Raw genomic sequence first — 19,007 nt, 5'->3', positions numbered from 1 at the left:
GACCCTCCACACGATGTTTGTCGCCCTCGGCATTACGCTTTTTTATCTTATTTTCGTTTGGCTCATTTTCTTCAAACTGCAATGGCTGAAGTTCAACATTGCATGGGGGATCGTGTCCTTCTGGGTCGGCGCGCATCTGTTGTTGATCTTTCTGGTCGCCCTGCGCTTCTTCCAGCCGTTTTCCATCGACAGCCATGTGGTGCGTTCGACCATCCAGATTGTACCGCGTCTGACCGGCCCCACCCTGCTGACCGAAGTTCTGGTCGAGCCGAACACGCAAGTGAAAAAGGGCGATCCCCTCTACCGCTTTGACGACACTGTCTTTTCGCTTGAGGTGGATGAAGCCAAGGCCCAGCTTGTAGCCGCGCAGCAGAATGCGAAGATCCTTGAACAAGATGTCATCGCGGCAGGCGAAGCGGTCGAACGCGCCAATGCGCAGCTTGCATACGCTTTGACCCAGCAGACGCGATATCAGAACCTTGTCCCCGCAGGCGGTGCGCGTCAGGATGAGCTGGATCGCTGGAACGAGCAAGTCACGGAAGATGAGGCCAAGATCAAAGAGGCACAAGCCAATCTGGAAAAGGCCGAATTGGCACAGGCATCGCAGATCGACGGGGTGAATACCGGTATCCTTCAGGCGCAGGCACAGTTGGACAAGGCGCAGTATTATCTGGACAACACCACGATCTACGCGCCCGAAGATGGCATGATCGTTTCACAGCAGGCCCGACCCGGGCTTGTCGTCGGTGACCTGCGTCTGGGGGCAATTGCCAGCTTTGTCACCACCGACAACCCTTATATTCTGGCGACTTACCGCCAGCAGAACTTAAAATTCGTCGAGCCGGGGCAAGAGGTTGAGGTCGCGTTGGACCTTTATCCCGGGGAAATCCTCACCGGCAAGGTCGAAGCGATCTGGTGGGCCACCCGTCAGGGGCAATACCTGCCCTCGGGCCGCCTACCCGGCTTTGAGCTGCCTAAACTGCCGGGCCGCATTGCGGTGCAAATCTCAGTCGATATTCCGGATGGTCACACCTTCCCCGCAGGCGGTCACGCGGCGGTCGCAATCTATACCGGTCAGGGCAAAAGCTTTGAGTTCCTGCGGCGCATCAACATTCGCCTCTACTCATTCGCGAACTTCATCCGCCCGCTGGATATCTGAGGACATAGCGCATGAAACGAACCCGCCTGACCCGCCAACTGATGGGCACCGTGCTATGCGCCGCCCTGTTGGCCGGATGCGCACCGGTAGGGCCGGATTTCGTGCGCCCGAACTCACCGGTCGTGAAGGAATGGATCGAGGTCAACAGCCCCAGTGCCGGACCCAGCGGTTTGACCTCGCGCAGCGCGCCCGTGGTCAAATGGTGGGAGACATTCAATGACCCAACTCTCAACAGATTGATCAACGAGGCTTATGCCCAGAACCTCGACCTGCAGGTGGCCGGGGCTCGCGTATTGCAGGCCCGTGCGCAGTTGGGCATCGCGTTTGGCGAGTTGTACCCGCAATCACAGGCCATCGGCGCCTCGATCGAGCGGCGTCAGGTCAGCGAAAACCTCGGCCCGATTGCCGATATTCGCGAGATCATCCCGCTGGACACCGAGTTTTCGACATCGCAAGCCGGGTTTGACGCGCAGTGGGAACTGGACGTCTGGGGCCAGCAACGGCGCGGCGTGCAGGCGGCGCGGTCCAATCTTGCGTTGCAGGTGGCCAATTACGACGATGCGCTGGTGACGCTGACGGGCGATGTTGCCGCGCTCTATGTCAATATCCGCGCCTTGCAGGAATCGCTGGCGGTCGCGCGGGAAAACATCCGGCTGCAACAGGAATCGGCGGACCTGACCCAGTTGCGGTTCAACAATGGCGTCACGACCGAACTGGATGTGCAGGAATCCACCGCCCTTCTGAACAACACTAAAGCACTGGTGCCCGCGCTGGAAAGCGATCTGCAACAAACCAAGAATGCGATGGCGGTTCTGCTGGGCGCGACACCCTCGCGCATGACCAGTCTGTTGGGCAATTCAGGGCGTATCCCCTCGGCCCGGTCAAACGTCGCCGTGGGTGTTCCGGCTGAACTGCTACGTCGCCGTCCTGATGTGCGCGCAGCGGAACTGGCGGCAGCCACGCAATCTGCGCAGGTCGGGATCGCCATGGCGGATCTGTATCCGCAGTTCATCCTGTCCGGCTCGATCGGGGTGCAGGCGTCCGGTGGGCGTGACCTGTTCACCTCGGCCAGCTCCACAGGACTGGCCAATGCGGGCGTGGTGTGGAACGTGCTGAACTACGGGCGGATCAAGAACAATGTCCGGGCGCAGGACGCCGCCTATCAGGCGCTGATCGCAAATTATCAGAACACTGTGCTGACCGCCTATTCCGAGGTCGAAAGCGCCATGGTCGCTTATACCCAATCGCGCAAACAGGTGGGGTTCTATGAAAACAGCGTCGCCGCCTCGCGCCGGGCAGCCGAGATCGCGGTGGATCAATACCGAGACGGGATCGCGGACTATTCCCGCATCCTGAACACGCAGACCGCGCTGCTGAATTCGCAGGCAAACCTGATCGAAGCGCGTCAGCAGGTGTCCAGCAATCTGGTAGCGGTCTACAAAGGGCTGGGTGGCGGCTGGCAGATTCGGCAAAATCAGGAATTCCTGCCCGAAACGGTTCTGGCCGAGATGGCCTATCGAACCGATTGGGGTGATTTGCTGCGGGAGACACCGCAGCAAGCCAGCCTGAATTAGCGCTTATTTGGAGAGGCCCCGCAACCCGCCCGAGATCAGGATATTCACCTCGTACAAAATACGAGGTGCAGCCAGACCACCGGGGCTGGCCAGATAGTTCGGGCTCCATTCCGGATCAAACTTTTGCTTGAAACTGCGCAGCCCTTCGAAGTGATAGAACTGCTCGCCATGCTCATAAACGAACCCTCCGATCCGGTTCCAGATCGAGGCCAGTTGCCGGTTCTCGATCCCCGAAAACGGTGCCGCGCCCAGTGAAAACCATTGGAAGCCCTGCTCAGACCCCCATGACATCATCTCGGCGAACAGCGCGTCCATGACAAAGCTGGGGCTATCGGGTTCATAGCGCATCAGGTCCAGCGATAGCTCGGATTTTTGACCGCCCTGGAACAAGTTGGCAAAGGCCACGATCCGCCCCCCTTCCTTGTCGCGCAGCACAGCGTGGTCGAAATAGGACAGGTAGGCATCGTCAAACCCACCAAGGGCAAAGCCCTTTTCCTCGCCCGCTTTCTGCGCCAGCCAGTCGTCTGAAACCTGACGCAGTTCTGGCAGGTATGGGGCCAAGTCCTCTTTCGGGATGATCTCGAACACATAGCCTTCGCGCTCAGCCCGGTTCTTGGCCTGCCGGAACCGCTTGCGCGACTTGCCGTCCAGCGAGAAGTCTTTCAGCGGCACCCGCGCGACCTCGCCTATTTTCAGGATCGACAGGCCGAGGTCCAGAAAGGTCGGCAGGTATTTGGTCGAGACACTGTAGAATGCGCACAGCTTGCCTTCGCGATCCGCCATCTCGCGCAATTGCCAGATCAGTTGCTGTCCGGCTTTTTCATCGCCTACAGGCTCCCCCTTGGTGATCAGCGCGTTTCCAGTATCGGCATAGGCCAGAAAGGCGCTGTCATCGGGGGCGATCAGGAACTGCTTGTCCCCGGTCAGGGAAATCTGGGATTCGGTATCCTCGCTCTGCATCACCAACCGTTCGACCACCGGGGGGATCTCGGTGCGCTCCGGCACAGGAATTTCACGCCCGAACAAAGACGTCACCGCCACCACCCCAAGGATCACCGCCACCACAAGGCTGGAGCGTAGGAACCGTGAGGCGTCACCGTTCCACGCAAACTCCCACCATAGGGCGTTTTGGTATTCCACATGAGAATAAGCGAACAGGCCGATCCAGAAGATTACGGCCAGCAAGGCAAAAACGCTGATCAGCCAGGGGATGTTCAGGCGAAAGATCGACGCGCCGCTGACCCGATAAAACGCGTCCTTGAACGTCGCCAGCAACGCGATGGCCGCGACCATGCCAATCGCCTCATGCGTGTCCAGCCCCTTGGTCAGCGAGGCAACAAACCCCGCCACCATCAACAGCATGGCGACGATCCACGCGCGGTAGAGCTTGCGAAACAACCCGCGCGAAACCAACAGCAACAGAACTCCGATGGCGCTGCCAGCCAGATGGGACGCCTCAACAAAGGATAAGGGCAGCACATCCCGTAGAACGCCCAGTTTCTGACTGCTTGCAGGCAGCGCACCGGACAGCAGCAATATGGCCCCGGCCACGGCGGCCACGCCTGCGGCAACCATAGGCACAATGGGACGCATCAGGCGGTACACCCATGTGGCCGCACCCGTGATGTGACGTCGATGACTGATCCCCGAGACCACAGCGATCGAGACAGCGGCGATGGCAAAAGGCAGGAACGTATAGACCAGACGATAAAGCAACAATGCCGCAATCACATCCGAGCGCCCGGAAGCGCCCAAACCAGCGATCAGCGTCGCCTCAAACGCGCCAATACCCCCCGGCGCATGGCTCAGTATTCCAACCGCAATCGCGCCGATATAGATCGCGAAGAAGAACGGGAAACCAACGCCCAGATCATCCGGCATCAGTACGTAGAGAGTCATCGACGCCCCGAACAGATCGCAGATGGCCGCTACGGTCAGAAGCCCGGCCAGCCGACCTCCGGGCAGGTTGAAGCCCAGCCCTCCATAAGCCAGCCTGCGCCCACCTTTAGCCAGCCAGAACAGCAGAACCGCCAGCGCGATCAGAAGCGTCACGCCGATCACAGTCTCCAGCGTTGGGCTGATCGGCAGGATTTTCGAAATCCCGTCCGGGTGCATGGTCAGCAGTGTGCCCAGCAGCAGCACCATGCCCGACCAGAACGCAATCCAAGACGTCGCAATGACACCCGCCACCCGGCTGAGGTCCAGCCCCAGCGATGCATAGATGCGATACCGGATCGCCGTCCCGGTAATGTATGAAAAACCAAGACAATTCGAGACGGCATAGCCGCAGGCCCCCGCCATCCCAGCCACCGGCAACGGCACCTCACCATCCGCCACGCTTTGCACCGCCAGAACATCATACATCGACAACGCGAGAAAGCTGAACGCCGTCCAACACAAAGCGAAGAACATCAGCTTCCACGATGTGTTCGCCACATCGGTCTGAACATCCCCCCATTTCACGTGGGCAGATAGTTCATGCAGAACAACCAGCGCGATCAATGTCACCAGAATCGGAACCGCGATCCGCACCAGCGGCTTTTCCAGAAAGCCGGTGATCTTCTCGGCCCAGCGTACAGCCCAGAGCTCTTGCTCAGTGTCCTGCGTGGTCATTCCATCCCTCTGCTCAAAGGCGTGACAATCGTCATTGGCGCGCAACAGTCGCGCAGGGGGACCTTCGCATAGTTTCGCAAAAGCGCAAAGCGTCAGAAGGGGTTACACCCGGCCTTTCCGCGTGGACAGCAACAGATTGGTCTCGGACCGGGTGATCCCCTCCATCCGGCGGATCTGGAACAGGATTGCGTCCAACTCGGCCAGCGTATCGGTTCCGATCTCTGCAATCAGATCCCAGCTTCCATTGGTGGAATGCACCGCGCGCACTTGTGGCATCGCGGCAATTCGCGACATGGTGCGTTCGGTTCCGCGCCCTTCGATTTCCAGCATCATTAACCCGCGCACCGGACTTTGCGCCACGTCACGCCGGGTGAGAACAGTAAACCCTACGATCTCGCCCGATTGCTTGAGGCGCTGCAACCGGCTGCGCACCGTTGTGCGGGTCACGCCCAACGTCTCGGCCAGCTCAGACAGAGAGGCACGCGCGTCACGGTGCAAAGCGCTCAGCAGGCGATTGTCCAGATCGTCCATTGCTCATTCCCATTTCGGATGACCAGCTTTCATTTTGAACAATTTGATGGCTTTTCGCAAGTCAAAGAGAATGGCTAGATAGAAACATGACCACGGAAAACATCATACTCGTCGGTGCCCCCATGGATGCCGGTAAACGCCGCCAAGGTTGCCGGATGGGCCCAGACGCCTATCGCGTCGCCGGGCTGAAGACGGCGCTGACAGACCTCGGCCACTCGGTTCTCGATGCCGGAGATGTCCGACCCGACCAAACCGATCTGGCGGAACACGCGCACCTTTTCGCTTTGCCGGAATGCGTCGGCTGGACCAAAGCACTGCAGCGCGCCGCGCTTGAAACAGCACCCAAAGGCGTGCCGATCTTCATGGGCGGCGATCACGCGCTGTCGATGGGCACCGTTTCGGGCATGGCCCTGCACGCTCAACAGCTGAACCGTCCCCTCTTTGTACTGTGGCTGGACGCCCACAGCGATTTCCATACCCCCGACAGCACCGATAGCGGCAACCTGCACGGCACCCCGGTCGCCTATTTCACCGGCCAATCGGGTTTTGACGCCTTTCCCGAGGTCACAACCCCCGTGCCGACCGATCGCGTTGGCATGATCGGCTTGCGATCTGTAGACCCGGCCGAGCGCGCGCGCCTGGAACAGGACCGTGCTATGCTGGCCGATATGCGCAGCATCGACGAACACGGGATCAAGGCCCCGCTAATGGCCTTTCTGGATCGAGTCCGCGCCGCAAATGGCCTGCTTCATGTGTCGCTCGACGTTGATTTCCTCGACCCCTCCATCGCCCCGGCGGTCGGCACTACCGTTCCCGGCGGCGCGACCGAGCGCGAGGCGCATCTGGTGATGGAATTGCTGCACGAAAGCGGGCTGGTCTGCTCGCTCGATCTAGTCGAGCTCAACCCGTTTCTGGATGAGCGCGGCCGTACTGCAAAACTGATGGTCGATTTGGCTGCGTCGCTGATGGGGCGGCGCATCTTCGACCGCCCGACCCGGAGTTTCTGATGACCCAACCCTCAGACAAAGCCCTCGTGCCCTTTGTGTCAGTCGACAATATGATGCGCCTTGTGCACCATATCGGCCTTGAGCGCATGATCACCCAGATCGCCGCCCGCATCGAAGCAGATTTCAAGCGGTGGGAAAGTTTCGATAAAACGCCCCGTATTCCCGCTCATTCCCCCCATGGCGTGATCGAGCTGATGCCGACGTCTGATGGCGAGGCCTATGGGTTCAAATACGTGAACGGACACCCCAAGAACACATCCGAAGGGCTCCAGACGGTCACCGCCTTCGGCCTGCTTGCGGATGTCTATACCGGCTATCCCACCCTGCTGACCGAGATGACCTTGCTGACCGCCCTGCGCACTGCTGCCACATCTGCCCTGGTCGGCAGTTACCTTGCACCAAAGGGCGCCACAACCATGGCGATGATCGGCAATGGTGCACAATCCGAGTTTCAGTGCCTGGCATTCAAGGCCATGTGTGGAATTACCTCGGTACGTCTGTACGACACCGATTCCGCTGCAACCGAAAAATGTGCGGCGAACCTAAAAAACTCTGGCCTGACGGTTGTGCTATGCAAAACGCCCGAAGACGCCATCGAGGGTGCTCAGATCATCACCACATGTACGGCCGACAAGAAATACGCGACAATCCTGACCGACAACATGGTCGGCCCTGGCGTGCATATCAACGCCATCGGCGGCGATTGCCCTGGTAAAACCGAACTGCATCGAGACATCCTGCTGCGCTCGGACATTTTTGTCGAGTACCCCGAACAAACGCGCATCGAAGGCGAAATTCAGGCGCTGAACCCCGATCATCCCGTTACTGAACTTTGGCAGGTCATGACCGGTCAAGCTGCGGGTCGCAAGGACAACCAGCAAATCACACTGTTTGACAGTGTGGGCTTCGCAATCGAGGACTTCTCGGCCCTTTGCTATATCAAATCAGTAATCGAAGGCACCGACTATTTCGAAGCACTGGATATGCTCGCTGACCCGGACGATCCCCGAGATCTCTATGGTATGCTGATGCGGGCAAGCTAAACAGGGGGCTCTGCCCCCGCCGCCCTGCGGGCGACTCCCCCGGGATATTTGGGGCCAGATGAAGTACGGATCCGCTTTTCATCTGGCTAAAAATATCCCGGAGCGCGAGGCAGAGCCTCGCAAATTACCTGCTACCCAGCCAAGGACGGCAGATAGAGCACGATACCAGGGAACGCCACCAACAACGCGATGGTGACGGCGTCTGCGATGAAAAACGGTGTCACGCCTTTGAAAACATCCTGAACGCTCAGGTCCGGGCGGACCCCTGCAACCACAAAGCAGTTGAGCCCAATGGGTGGGGTTATCAGGCAGAACTCGGCCATTTTCACCACAAGAATACCGAACCAGATGGCGCACATCGGGCCAGACATCCCAAAGGCGCTTTCAGCCGCGCTGACGGTTTCACCGCCGTTAAGCGCCATGACCGCGGGGTACACCACCGGTAACGTTAGCAGCAGCATCCCGATGGCGTCCATGAACATGCCCAGGACCGCGTAAGCCAGCAGGATGCAGATCAGGATCAGCATTGGCGACATCTCAAGCGATGTGATCCAGTCCGAGAATGCACCGGGCAGATCCGCGAACCCGAGGAACCGAACATAGATCAGAACGCCCCAGATGATAGAGAAGATCATCGCCGTCAGCTTGGCTGTTTCCAGCAGGGCCGACTTCAATTCCGTCCAACGCATTCCGTGAAACAGCGCAAAACAAAAGACGATAAAGGCTCCGATCGCGCCACCTTCGGTGGGGGTGCCCCAGGCCTTGTCGCCAAAAGGGTTGTAGACGAAGCAGATGATGATGAGGATCACGGCGACGATTGGGAACGCACCGGGCAGTGCCGCAAAGCGCTGCTTCCAAGTGAACCCAGTAACGGGTGGACCAACTGATTTGAAGATCACGGCGATGCCAACGATCAGCAGACCGTAAATGACCGCTGAAAATGCGCCGGGGATGAAACCGGCCAACAGCAGTTTGCCGACATCCTGTTCAACGATGATCGCATAGATCACCAGAATCGCAGATGGCGGGATCAGCGAGGCCAGTGTTCCGCCAGCAGCGACGACGCCGGCCGCGAATTGTTTATTGTATCCGACCTTCAGCATCTCGGGGATGGCGATGCGCGCAAACACGGCAGAAGTGGCGACCGAAGCGCCCGACACTGCCGCAAAGCCAGCCGTGGCGAAGACGGTGGACACCGCCAACCCGCCGGGCACCCAGGCGACCCAGCGTTTGGCAGCTTCAAATAGCGCTCGGGTCAGACCTGCATAGTAGGCAAGATAGCCAATCAGGATAAAGGTCGGGATCAGGCTGAGCGTATGGGCCGCAACCTTGGAATGAGGCACCTGCCCCGCCGTTTTGACAGCCACGGTCAGTGCTTTGCCAAAGCGGTCGGGATCATAGCCGAACTTGGCCCAGAAAATCCAGACCAGCCCAACCAGACCTGCCAAACCTGCCGCAAAGGCCACGCGCATCCCAGTGACGACCAGAACCAGAAGGCCGCCTGTGACCCACAGGCCGATATCAATCGTGTCCATCTAGTCCTGCCCTTCGAATTGCTCGGCCTCGGCAGCCGCCTGGGCGGCGACATCCTGTATCAGCGGCACGGCCACTGGTTTCTCCAGCCCTAAGACAAAGGCGCGGCCATAACCCCAGATTTGCAGGATCAGCCGCAAGCCAAGCACCGAGAAAGCAACCGGAGCCAACAGTTTGGCAGGCCAGAGCGGAATACCGATGTCGATTGAGCTGTCACGGCTCCACAACGGTGCGCCGAAATCGAACGAGCGGTCGAAATGGGACCAGCTGCCCCAGACAAGGGCTAGCATCAGAACAAGGATCAATACGACCGAGATCAGTTCGAACAGCCACAGCGCCCGCCCGTGCAGGCGCGAGATGACGATATCCATTCGGATGTGCCCGCCATCCCGCTGGACAAAGGAAATGCCAAGGAACGCGATCAGTGGCATGGCCTGTTCGATCCAGTCCACATAGCCAGGCAAAGGTGCGTTGAACGCGTTACGCCCGCTAACCGATACCACGGCCAAAACCATCAGCCCAAATACAGCTATCCCACTGATCAGGGCAAGGAACCGTTCCAATCGCAATAATTGATGATCCAGACGGCTGAGACGACTGCCATCCTCAAGCACCGTGGCCTGTCCTGCCATGCCGGTGATCCCCTATTGTCTTTATGGGTGTCCGGGCGCCGATGAGGCACCCGGACGATGCGATCAGTTGCCGCCGCGCTGTTGTTTCAGCGTGGCCTGAACCAGATCATAGAGGTCCTGCGCAGGCAGACCTTGGGCCGACATGTCCGCTATCCACTGCTCGCGGATCGGATCTGCCGCCTTGGTGCGGAACTCCTCGATCACTGCATCGTCAATTTCGACCTTTGCGACGCCTTTCTCGGACAGGACGCTGTCCCACTGTTCCAGCAGGCCACCATAGTTGGCGAGGTAATGATCAATCGCCTCATCAATCGAACTGTCCAGTGCCTCTCGATGTTCGGCCGGTAGGGCTTCATAGGCGTCGATATTCACTACCACCGGGCAGTTGACCGTGCCGGGGTTGAGGTTTGCGGTCCACCAATCAGCCTCGTTTATGGTGCCGAAAGACAGGTGAGCATGTTGGGCAAAGGCCACCGTGTCGACAACGCCCGATTCCATCGCATTGAACGCCTCGGTCGCGGGAACCGAGGTCGGGACACCTCCGACCGCTTCGAATGCCTGACCCAGACCACCGGTCGCACGCACACGCATGCCGTCGAAATCAGCCAGCTTGTCACGCGGATCGCCGGTGCCGACCAGATTATACTGCGGCATGGGCGAGGTCATGATGATACGCGCGTTCCACTGAGCCATCTCATCTTTCACCGCCGGGTGATCGTAAACAGCGTGGCTGACGGCCACCTCTTCTTCCAGGTTGTTCACCCCGAGGAACGGTAGCTCCAGCACCGTGATGGCCCGGTTCTTGTCACGATGATAGCCCGCGCAGAATTGCGCCATCTCGAACGCGCCGATCTCGATCCCATCGAGGTTCTCGCGCGGTTTGGACAGGCCGCCATAGCTGACGTTGATGGTGAACTCGCCATTGGTCTTTTCACTGACCAACTCGGCCAGTTTTTCAACGTGCTCAGTAAAGGCGCGGCGTTTACCCCAGACCGAAGCGCTCCATTCGGTTGCTGCGGCCTCAGACACGAAGGCGACGGTCAAAGCGGCAACAGCCGCACCGCTCAGCATCTTTTTCATTGTGATCTCTCCCTTTTTTGCGCCCCTTCCCCAGGGCGCTTGCAAGCAAAGCTAGCGCCAACATCTTAAAGTGCCAACCCCCAGAGCGGGACGCGTGCCCGTGTTCCTCGGTTCCGTTTGGCGCTAACAACTAAAAGATGAGTTTCAAATACCTATTGCCTATGGATCAGAAGCCAGCTGTCACGCTTTTCAATTGTTACAATCAACTATATGTTTCTATATTATTTTTCATCCATTTTACAAATTTGTTTTCTAATTTAACAGGAATCAAGAAATTTATTTACAAACTAATCCTTAGTTTTCTGTAATTTATTCCCTTGTTTTCAGTTCTCCGTATTATTCGGTACGGGGAGGATGCGGGTCGACATTGCCAAATCAGCAGGCAAAATCGAGCCCGTCAATTTCAGTCCTAGAGGGAGGAGCCTCAGAATGACAACCGCTGCCCAGGCAGATGCCAAAGCTTATCCGCCAACTGCAGAAACCGTTGCGCGTGCACATGTCGATGCTGACAAATATTCCGAGATGTACGCAGCCTCCGTCAACGACCCTGTCGCCTTTTGGGGCGAGCAGGGAAAGCGTGTCGACTGGATCAAACCGTTCACGCAGGTCAAGGATGTCAGCTATGATTTCGGTTCGGTTGGCATCAACTGGTATGCCGATGGTACGCTGAACGTTTCGGCCAACTGCCTGGATCGCCATCTTGAAACACGCGGCGATCAGACCGCCATCATCTGGGAACCGGATGATCCAAACGACGCGGCTCAGCACATCACCTATGCCGAGTTGCACCGCCGCACCTGCCGGATGGCCAACATTCTGGAATCCTTGGGCGTGCGCAAAGGCGACCGCGTTGTCATCTACCTGCCGATGATCCCAGAAGCAGCCTATGCCATGTTGGCCTGCGCCCGTATTGGCGCCATCCACTCCATTGTTTTTGCTGGATTTTCTCCGGACGCATTGGCAGCGCGGATCAATGGGTGCGACGCCAAGGTTGTCATCACCGCGGATGAAGCCCCGCGCGGTGGCCGCAAAACCCCTCTGAAATCCAATGCGGATGCGGCATTGCTGCATTGCAAGGACACCGTCAAATGTCTGGTCGTCAAGCGCACCAATGGTCAAACCACTTGGATTGCCGATCGCGACTATGACTACAACGAAATGGCGCTTGAGGCGGACGATTATTGCGCCCCGGCTGAGATGAATGCCGAGGATCCTCTGTTCATCCTCTACACCTCCGGGTCGACCGGTCAGCCCAAGGGCGTCGTGCATACAACCGGCGGCTATCTTGTCTATGCCGCGCTGACTCATGAGGTCACGTTCGACTACCACGAGGGCGACATCTATTGGTGTACGGCGGATGTGGGCTGGGTCACGGGCCACAGCTATATCGTATATGGCCCGCTGGCCAACGGTGCGACGACGCTGATGTTCGAAGGCGTGCCCACCTATCCCGACGCCGGTCGTTTCTGGGAGGTGTGCGCCAAGCACAAGGTCAATCAGTTCTACACCGCCCCCACCGCGATCCGTGCCCTGATGGGTCAGGGCAATGAGTTCGTTGAAAAGCACGACCTCAGCGATCTGCGTCTGCTGGGCACTGTGGGTGAACCAATCAACCCAGAGGCGTGGAACTGGTACAATGATGTTGTCGGCAAGGGCAGATGCCCCATCGTAGACACTTGGTGGCAGACCGAAACCGGCGGCCACATGATGACCCCCCTGCCCGGCGCACATGCGACCAAGCCCGGCTCGGCGATGAAACCCTTCTTTGGCGTGCAGCCCGTGGTGCTGGATCCGCAATCCGGTGTCGAAATCAACGGCAACGGCGTTGAGGGTGTTTTGTGCATCAAGGACAGCTGGCCCGGTCAGATGCGCACCGTCTGGGGCGACCATGAACGGTTCGAGAAGACCTATTTCTCGGATTACAAAGGCTACTACTTCACCGGCGACGGTTGCCGTCGGGACGAAGATGGCGATTACTGGATCACAGGCCGCGTTGATGACGTGATCAACGTCTCGGGCCACCGTATGGGCACGGCCGAGGTCGAAAGTGCACTGGTGGCACATGCGGCCGTGGCCGAGGCCGCCGTGGTCGGCTACCCGCATGAAATCAAAGGGCAAGGCATCTATTGCTACGTCACCTTGATGAATGATCGTGAACCTTCAGATGAGCTGCTGAAAGAGCTGCGCACCTGGGTACGGACCGAGATCGGGCCGATTGCCTCACCGGACGTGATCCAATGGGCGCCGGGCCTTCCGAAGACGCGCTCGGGCAAGATCATGCGTCGCATCCTGCGCAAGATCGCCGAGAATGACTTTGGCTCTCTGGGCGACACCTCGACACTCGCCGATCCGTCGGTCGTCGAAGACCTGATCGAAAACCGGGCGAATAAGTGAGGGAATGATGGACGCTGCCGTTACCACCTCCCCCGCTGTTCTGATCCTTCTCGGCCCTCCGGGCGCCGGGAAGGGCACGCAGGCTCGGATGCTGGAAGATAAATTCGGTCTGGTTCAGCTCAGCACCGGCGACTTGCTGCGTGAGGCCGTTGCCGCAGGCACCGACGCAGGTAAAGCCGCCAAAGCCGTGATGGAAGCGGGCGATCTGGTCAGCGACGAGATCGTCATCGCCATCCTGCGCGACCGAATGGCCAAGCCGGATTGCCAGAAAGGGGTAATCCTTGATGGTTTCCCCCGCACCACCGTTCAGGCCAAGGCGCTGGACGGGCTGCTGGCCACATCGGATCAAAAGATCAGCGCCGCGATTAGTCTTGAGGTTCAGGACGCCGAAATGGTCGCGCGCATTTCGGGCCGTTACACCTGCGCCATGTGTGGTGAAGGCTATCACGACACGTTCAAAGTGCCTGCTGTTGAAGGCAAATGCGACAATTGCGGCGGCACCGAGTTCAAGCGTCGCGCGGATGACAACGCCGAAACCGTTGCGTCGCGCCTGACTGCGTATCACGCGCAGACAGCACCGCTGATTGACTACTACCAAGCCCAAGGCGTGCTGCAAGGCATTGATGCCATGGGCCAAATCGACGCCATCGCCAACGACCTGCAAGGGCTTGTGCGCGGGGTCATGAGTTAAGGGGAGGAGATAAGCCTAAACCGGGCTTTGATCCTTAAAACAGAATACTTCAATGGACCCGCCTTGGCGGACCAGGGAAGTTTTGCCGGACGTCACGGGGCGTTTGGCACATTCGAGAAGCGGTCCAACGCACTGGAGGAGTTGGGCAACGGGCCGCCAACGAGGTAGCGAAGGAGGAACCCGCAATGGCGGATAACACCACAAACTCCGCGCAGACTGCCGAGGCCGATAAGGGCTATTGGCAGGCCAACCTGCGTCTCATCTACATCAGCCTCGCGATCTGGGCGCTGGTGTCTTTTGGATTCGGCATTCTGCTGCGTCCGCTGCTGTCCGGCATCTCGGTTGGCGGCACCGATCTGGGCTTTTGGTTTGCCCAGCAGGGATCGATCCTGGTCTTTTTGGTGCTGATCTTCAACTACGCCTGGCGCATGAACAAGCTGGACGCCGAACACGGCGTGGAAGAAGACTAAGGGAGAGCGGGGATTATGGATCAGTTTACCATCAACCTGCTGTTTGTTGGCGCGTCCTTTGCGCTATACATCGGCATCGCGATCTGGGCCCGAGCGGGGTCCACATCTGAATTCTACGCCGCTAATCGCGGCGTTCACCCGGTCACCAACGGTATGGCGACTGCGGCGGACTGGATGTCCGCAGCCTCGTTCATCTCGATGGCAGGCCTGATTGCCTTCACCGGCTATGACAACTCGACCTTCCTGATGGGTTGGACCGGTGGCTACGTGCTGCTGGCTCTGCTGCTTGCCCCTTACCTGCGTAAGTTCGGCAAGTTCACCGTTTCGGAATTCATCGGCGACCGCTTCTACAGCCAGACTGCCCGTATCGTTGCGGTGATCTGTCTGATCGTTGCGTCGGTTACCTACGTTATCGGCCAGATGACCGGCGTTGGCGTGGCCTTTGGCCGCTTCCTTGAGGTTTCCAACACCTCGGGTCTGCTGATCGGTGCAGCTGTCGTGTTCGCATATGCGGTGTTTGGTGGGATGAAAGGCGTGACCTACACTCAGGTCGCTCAGTACTGCGTTCTGATCACTGCCTATACCATCCCGGCAATCTTCATCTCGCTGCAACTGACCGGCACGCCTGTTCCGGCGCTGGGTCTGTTTGGTGACACTGCAAGCGGTGAGCCCCTGCTGACCAAGCTGGATGCCATCGTGACCGAGCTGGGTTTCAACGAATACACCACCCACCACTCGAACACGCTGAACATGGTGCTGTTCACCCTGTCGCTGATGATCGGTACTGCGGGTCTGCCCCACGTCATCATGCGCTTCTTCACCGTGCCGAAAGTGTCTGACGCGCGTTGGTCCGCTGGCTGGGCGTTGGTCTTCATCGCGCTGCTGTACCTGACTGCTCCTGCTGTTGGTGCAATGGCCCGTTTGAACATCAGTGAGATGATGTGGCCGAACGGTGGCATCGAAGGTGGCGCTGTTTCGGTTGAACAGATCGACAACGACGCGCGCTATGACTGGATGGCCACGTGGCAGAAAACCGGTCTGCTGGACTGGGAAGACAAGAACGGCGACGGCAAAATTCAGTACTACAATGACAAGTCGGACGCTCTGAACGCGATTGCAGAAGAAAAAGGCTGGGCGGGCAACGAACTGACCAAGTTCAACCGTGACATCCTGGTTCTGGCCAACCCCGAGATCGCCAACCTGCCAGGTTGGGTGATCGGTCTGGTCGCTGCCGGCGGTCTTGCCGCTGCTCTATCGACCGCTGCGGGCCTGCTGCTGGCAATCTCGTCGGCTGTGTCTCACGACCTGATCAAGGGCGCGATCAACCCGCAGATCTCGGAAAAAGGCGAGCTTCTGTCGGCGCGGATCGCAATGGCAGTCGCCATCGCCGTGGCAACCTGGCTGGGTCTGAATCCTCCGGGCTTCGCGGCGCAGACGGTGGCCCTGGCCTTTGGTCTGGCGGCAGCCTCGATCTTCCCGGCGCTGATGATGGGAATCTTCTCGACCCGCATCAACAACACCGGCGCGGTTGCAGGTATGCTGGCTGGTCTGGTCGTCACCTTGGTCTACATCTTCCTGCACAAGGGCTGGCTGTTCATTCCGGGCACCAACTCGTTCACCGATGCTGACCCGCTGCTGGGTCCGATCAAGTCGACCTCGTTCGGCGCGATCGGTGCCATGGTCAACTTTGCCGTCGCCTACTTTGTAGCCGGCGCGACCAAGGAGACCCCGCAGGAGATCAAAGATATGGTCGAAAGCATCCGCATTCCCCGTGGCGCGGGTGCAGCTCAGGATCACTGAGCCCTGATGCGGCCCATTGGCCCATTGCCAAAGGCCGCGTCTTTCGACTGACTACTCCCGCCCGGCACACCACCGGGCGGGATTTTTCAACCCGAAACCGAGGAGTAGCCCATGCCCCTGTCCCATGACGAGATCACCCGGTTTCTGAAATCCGTCCATCCCTATGACGCCCTGCCCCACGACCTGCTGGATTCTGTCGCGCAACAGATCGAGGTCTGGGAGGTCGAAGAGGATTCTCCGATCTATGAGCTGGGCCATACCCTGCCTGGCGTCTTTGTGATTTACGAAGGACAGGTTGAGATCAAGGATGAGAACGACGCCGTGGTCTCTCATCTGGGTTTGCGCAATTCCTTTGGCGAACGGGGCCTGTTGAAGGACGGCAAGGCGCTCACCAAGGCCAAATCGCACGTGCCTTCAGTGCTGTTGGTTCTGCCGTCCGATCTGGTGCGCGAATTGATTGACGGGCATACAGTTGTCGCAAAGTTCTTTAACCGTACCCGTGATGCGCGCCAGGGCCCGCAAAGTCTGGCGACAAGCGCCATCGACGTGCTGATGGCACACAACCCTGCCACCTGCCCGCCGGACACTCTGGTCCGTGAAGCTGCACAGGTGATGCGGGACAAACATATCTCATCACTTTGTGTAACCGAGGGGGGCGCGCTTCGCGGGATCGCCACGTTGCGCGATATCTCGGGTAAGTTCGTGGCCGATGGGATGCCCGGCGACACCCCCATTTCAGCCATCATGACCGCCGATCCCATCACACTGTCCCCATCCGATATCGGGTCAGACGTTCTGCACATCATGATGGAGCGCGGCATTGGCCATATCCCGATCTCCGAAGGTGGTCGTCTGGTTGGTATCGTGACGCAGACCGACCTGACCCATTATCAGGCCGTCAACTCTGCCGAACTGGTCCGGCGGATCGCGTCGGCGCAGACGGCCCAGCAGATGGCTGACGTGACCGATGAAATCCCGCAGCTTCTGGTACAGCTCGTCGCCGCCGGAAACCGACATGAGATCGTCACGCGCCTGATCACCGATATCGCGGATACGGCCACAAGGCGGTTGCTGGCGCTGGCTGAGGCCAAGCTTGGCCCCCCGCCAGTGCCCTATCTTTGGCTGGCTTGCGGATCGCAAGGTCGGCAAGAGCAGACTGGCGTGTCGGATCAGGACAATTGCCTGATGCTGGATGACAGCGTGTCCGAAGGGGACATGTCCTATTTCCACGCGCTGGCCAAATTCGTCTCGGATGGGCTGGACACCTGCGGATATTTCTATTGCCCCGGCGACATGATGGCGACGAACCCGCGCTGGTGTCAGCCGGTGCGGGTCTGGCGCGACTATTTCAAGGGCTGGATCGCCAAACCAGACCCTGAGGCGCAGATGCTGGCCTCGGTCATGTTCGACCTGCGCCCTATCGGCGGCGCTTTCCACCTGTTCGACGACCTGCAAGCCGATACGCTGGCTGCGGCGCGATCGAACTCGATCTTCGTGGCGCATATGATCTCGAACTCACTGAAACACACACCACCTCTGGGCCTGCTACGCGGCTTTGCCACCATCCGGTCGGGCGAGCACCGCAACACGCTGGATTTAAAACATAACGGCGTTGTGCCAGTGGTTGATCTGGCGCGGATTTACAGCCTGCAAGGCAAATTGCCGGAGGCCAACACCCGCGCGCGGCTGAAAGCGGCAGGATCGGCAGGTATCCTCAGTGCGTCCGGCGCGCGGGATCTGCTGGACGCCTATGACCTGATCGCTGAAACAAGGCTGGAACATCAGGTGCGTCTTGTGAAAGGCGACAAGAAACCGGATAACTTCCTGCCGCCATCGGACCTGTCTGACTTTGAGCGAAGTCATCTACGCGACGCGTTTGTCGTGATAAAGACGATGCAATCAGCGGTTGGCCACGGAAAAGGAATGCTGGGGTAAACCGGCTGGAAATGGGAGAGACAGAATGTTCCTCGAACTGATCGCCACCATCTTTGCAGGCATTGCATTCGCCGGCGTGGTGATGGTGATAAACAAATTTACCGGCGGTCGTCTGCCCAAATGGGTCGCGCCGGTCGCTGCAGGGCTTGGGATGATCGGAATGACGATCTCGAGCGAGTATTCGTGGTACGACCGCACCAAAGACACACTGCCCGACGGGATGACCGTGGTGCAAGAGGTCGAAAGCCGCGCGCTATACCGTCCCTGGACCTATGCGGTACCCTTCGTGAACCGGTTTGCGGCGATTGACACCGTCTCGGTCCGCACAAACGAACAAGTGCCGGAACAGCGGCTGGTTGACCTCTATTTCTTTGGCCGCTGGGCACCCGTGTCCAAGTTGCCTGTTGCGGTCGATTGCGCGCAAAACCTGCGCGCCAATCTAGCCGACGGGGCAGAGTTCGGGGCTGATGGGCAGCTTGTGAATGCCGACTGGATCACCGGCACAACCGACGACCCCATCATCGAGGCCACCTGCGGAGTGTAAC

At 58.9% G+C, this 19,007-nt stretch carries 15 protein-coding genes; 10 read left to right on the top strand and 5 right to left on the bottom strand.

The window, feature by feature from the left end; translation table 11 throughout:
* Positions 1 to 13 precede the first annotated feature (13 nt).
* The gene (locus GOV80_RS10540; protein WP_170784529.1) at positions 14 to 1,159 is read left to right on the top strand and encodes an HlyD family secretion protein; all 1,146 of its coding nucleotides are present in this window, start codon (positions 14 to 16) and stop codon (positions 1,157 to 1,159) included.
* A gap of 11 nt (positions 1,160 to 1,170) precedes the next feature.
* Positions 1,171 to 2,733, top strand: a complete 1,563-nt coding sequence (locus GOV80_RS10535; RefSeq protein ID WP_170784527.1) for an efflux transporter outer membrane subunit — start codon at positions 1,171 to 1,173, stop codon at positions 2,731 to 2,733.
* Between the two features lie 3 nt (positions 2,734 to 2,736).
* On the opposite strand, the gene mprF is transcribed toward GOV80_RS10535, so the two are convergent.
* Positions 2,737 to 5,346: a bifunctional lysylphosphatidylglycerol flippase/synthetase MprF gene (gene mprF / locus GOV80_RS10530; RefSeq protein ID WP_170784525.1), complete on the bottom strand. Its 2,610-nt coding sequence runs from the start codon at positions 5,344 to 5,346 to the stop codon at positions 2,737 to 2,739.
* 102 nt (positions 5,347 to 5,448) lie between these two features.
* On the bottom strand, positions 5,449 to 5,877 hold the full coding sequence (locus GOV80_RS10525) for an Lrp/AsnC family transcriptional regulator (protein WP_170769501.1): 429 nt from the start codon (positions 5,875 to 5,877) through the stop codon (positions 5,449 to 5,451).
* Positions 5,878 to 5,963: 86 nt separating this feature from the next.
* On the opposite strand from GOV80_RS10525, the gene rocF reads away from it, so the two are divergent.
* Together rocF and GOV80_RS10515 are read left to right on the top strand one after the other, a co-directional pair.
* Positions 5,964 to 6,884 (top strand): arginase, encoded by a 921-nt coding sequence (gene rocF / locus GOV80_RS10520; RefSeq protein ID WP_170784524.1) that lies wholly within the window; start codon positions 5,964 to 5,966, stop codon positions 6,882 to 6,884.
* Entirely contained in the window at positions 6,884 to 7,927 is a 1,044-nt protein-coding gene (locus tag GOV80_RS10515) for an ornithine cyclodeaminase (RefSeq protein WP_170784522.1), read from the top strand. Before rocF ends, GOV80_RS10515 begins: the two co-directional genes overlap by 1 nt.
* 131 nt (positions 7,928 to 8,058) lie before the next feature.
* Here GOV80_RS10515 and GOV80_RS10510 read toward each other — a convergent pair whose 3' ends face one another.
* From GOV80_RS10510 to GOV80_RS10500, 3 genes are all read right to left on the bottom strand, one after another.
* The gene (locus GOV80_RS10510) at positions 8,059 to 9,462 is read right to left on the bottom strand and encodes a TRAP transporter large permease (RefSeq protein ID WP_170784520.1); all 1,404 of its coding nucleotides are present in this window, start codon (positions 9,460 to 9,462) and stop codon (positions 8,059 to 8,061) included.
* A complete protein-coding gene (locus GOV80_RS10505; protein WP_170784517.1) occupies positions 9,463 to 10,092 on the bottom strand; it encodes a TRAP transporter small permease subunit in 630 nt (209 codons plus the stop codon).
* 63 nt (positions 10,093 to 10,155) lie between these two features.
* Positions 10,156 to 11,172, bottom strand: a complete 1,017-nt coding sequence (locus GOV80_RS10500; RefSeq protein ID WP_170784515.1) for a C4-dicarboxylate TRAP transporter substrate-binding protein — start codon at positions 11,170 to 11,172, stop codon at positions 10,156 to 10,158.
* A 429-nt stretch (positions 11,173 to 11,601) separates the two neighbouring features.
* On the opposite strand from GOV80_RS10500, the gene acs reads away from it, so the two are divergent.
* The 6 genes from acs (at position 11,602) to GOV80_RS10470 (ending at position 19,006) form a co-directional block, all read left to right on the top strand.
* Positions 11,602 to 13,566: an acetate--CoA ligase gene (gene acs / locus GOV80_RS10495; protein WP_170784513.1), complete on the top strand. Its 1,965-nt coding sequence runs from the start codon at positions 11,602 to 11,604 to the stop codon at positions 13,564 to 13,566.
* Between the two features lie 7 nt (positions 13,567 to 13,573).
* Positions 13,574 to 14,257 carry an adenylate kinase gene (locus GOV80_RS10490; RefSeq protein WP_170784511.1) on the top strand — a complete coding sequence of 228 codons (684 nt, stop codon included), beginning with the start codon at positions 13,574 to 13,576 and terminating at the stop codon, positions 14,255 to 14,257.
* A 185-nt stretch (positions 14,258 to 14,442) separates the two neighbouring features.
* Complete coding sequence (locus GOV80_RS10485) at positions 14,443 to 14,727, top strand: DUF4212 domain-containing protein (RefSeq protein ID WP_170769493.1); 285 nt, start codon at positions 14,443 to 14,445, stop codon at positions 14,725 to 14,727.
* Positions 14,728 to 14,742: 15 nt separating this feature from the next.
* Complete coding sequence (locus GOV80_RS10480) at positions 14,743 to 16,527, top strand: sodium:solute symporter family protein (RefSeq protein WP_170769492.1); 1,785 nt, start codon at positions 14,743 to 14,745, stop codon at positions 16,525 to 16,527.
* A 111-nt stretch (positions 16,528 to 16,638) separates the two neighbouring features.
* Positions 16,639 to 18,462: a DUF294 nucleotidyltransferase-like domain-containing protein gene (locus tag GOV80_RS10475; protein ID WP_170784509.1), complete on the top strand. Its 1,824-nt coding sequence runs from the start codon at positions 16,639 to 16,641 to the stop codon at positions 18,460 to 18,462.
* A gap of 25 nt (positions 18,463 to 18,487) precedes the next feature.
* Complete coding sequence (locus tag GOV80_RS10470; protein ID WP_170784507.1) at positions 18,488 to 19,006, top strand: hypothetical protein; 519 nt, start codon at positions 18,488 to 18,490, stop codon at positions 19,004 to 19,006.
* Position 19,007: the final 1 nt, after the last annotated feature.

The organism is Ruegeria lacuscaerulensis (genome assembly GCF_013034685.1).
Classification (GTDB): Bacteria; Pseudomonadota; Alphaproteobacteria; order Rhodobacterales; family Rhodobacteraceae; genus Ruegeria; species Ruegeria lacuscaerulensis_B.
Note: the sequence above shows the minus strand (reverse complement) of the source record. Positions and strands in the feature narration are given on the sequence as shown.

Coding starts and splice junctions, on each gene's coding strand:
- GOV80_RS10540 (WP_170784529.1), top strand. CDS start 14: ATGTTTGTCGCCCTCGGCATTACGCTTTTTTATCTTATTTTCGTTTGG.
- GOV80_RS10535 (WP_170784527.1), top strand. CDS start 1,171: ATGAAACGAACCCGCCTGACCCGCCAACTGATGGGCACCGTGCTATGC.
- mprF (WP_170784525.1), bottom strand. CDS start 5,346: ATGACCACGCAGGACACTGAGCAAGAGCTCTGGGCTGTACGCTGGGCC.
- GOV80_RS10525 (WP_170769501.1), bottom strand. CDS start 5,877: ATGGACGATCTGGACAATCGCCTGCTGAGCGCTTTGCACCGTGACGCG.
- rocF (WP_170784524.1), top strand. CDS start 5,964: ATGACCACGGAAAACATCATACTCGTCGGTGCCCCCATGGATGCCGGT.
- GOV80_RS10515 (WP_170784522.1), top strand. CDS start 6,884: ATGACCCAACCCTCAGACAAAGCCCTCGTGCCCTTTGTGTCAGTCGAC.
- GOV80_RS10510 (WP_170784520.1), bottom strand. CDS start 9,462: ATGGACACGATTGATATCGGCCTGTGGGTCACAGGCGGCCTTCTGGTT.
- GOV80_RS10505 (WP_170784517.1), bottom strand. CDS start 10,092: ATGGCAGGACAGGCCACGGTGCTTGAGGATGGCAGTCGTCTCAGCCGT.
- GOV80_RS10500 (WP_170784515.1), bottom strand. CDS start 11,172: ATGAAAAAGATGCTGAGCGGTGCGGCTGTTGCCGCTTTGACCGTCGCC.
- acs (WP_170784513.1), top strand. CDS start 11,602: ATGACAACCGCTGCCCAGGCAGATGCCAAAGCTTATCCGCCAACTGCA.
- GOV80_RS10490 (WP_170784511.1), top strand. CDS start 13,574: ATGGACGCTGCCGTTACCACCTCCCCCGCTGTTCTGATCCTTCTCGGC.
- GOV80_RS10485 (WP_170769493.1), top strand. CDS start 14,443: ATGGCGGATAACACCACAAACTCCGCGCAGACTGCCGAGGCCGATAAG.
- GOV80_RS10480 (WP_170769492.1), top strand. CDS start 14,743: ATGGATCAGTTTACCATCAACCTGCTGTTTGTTGGCGCGTCCTTTGCG.
- GOV80_RS10475 (WP_170784509.1), top strand. CDS start 16,639: ATGCCCCTGTCCCATGACGAGATCACCCGGTTTCTGAAATCCGTCCAT.
- GOV80_RS10470 (WP_170784507.1), top strand. CDS start 18,488: ATGTTCCTCGAACTGATCGCCACCATCTTTGCAGGCATTGCATTCGCC.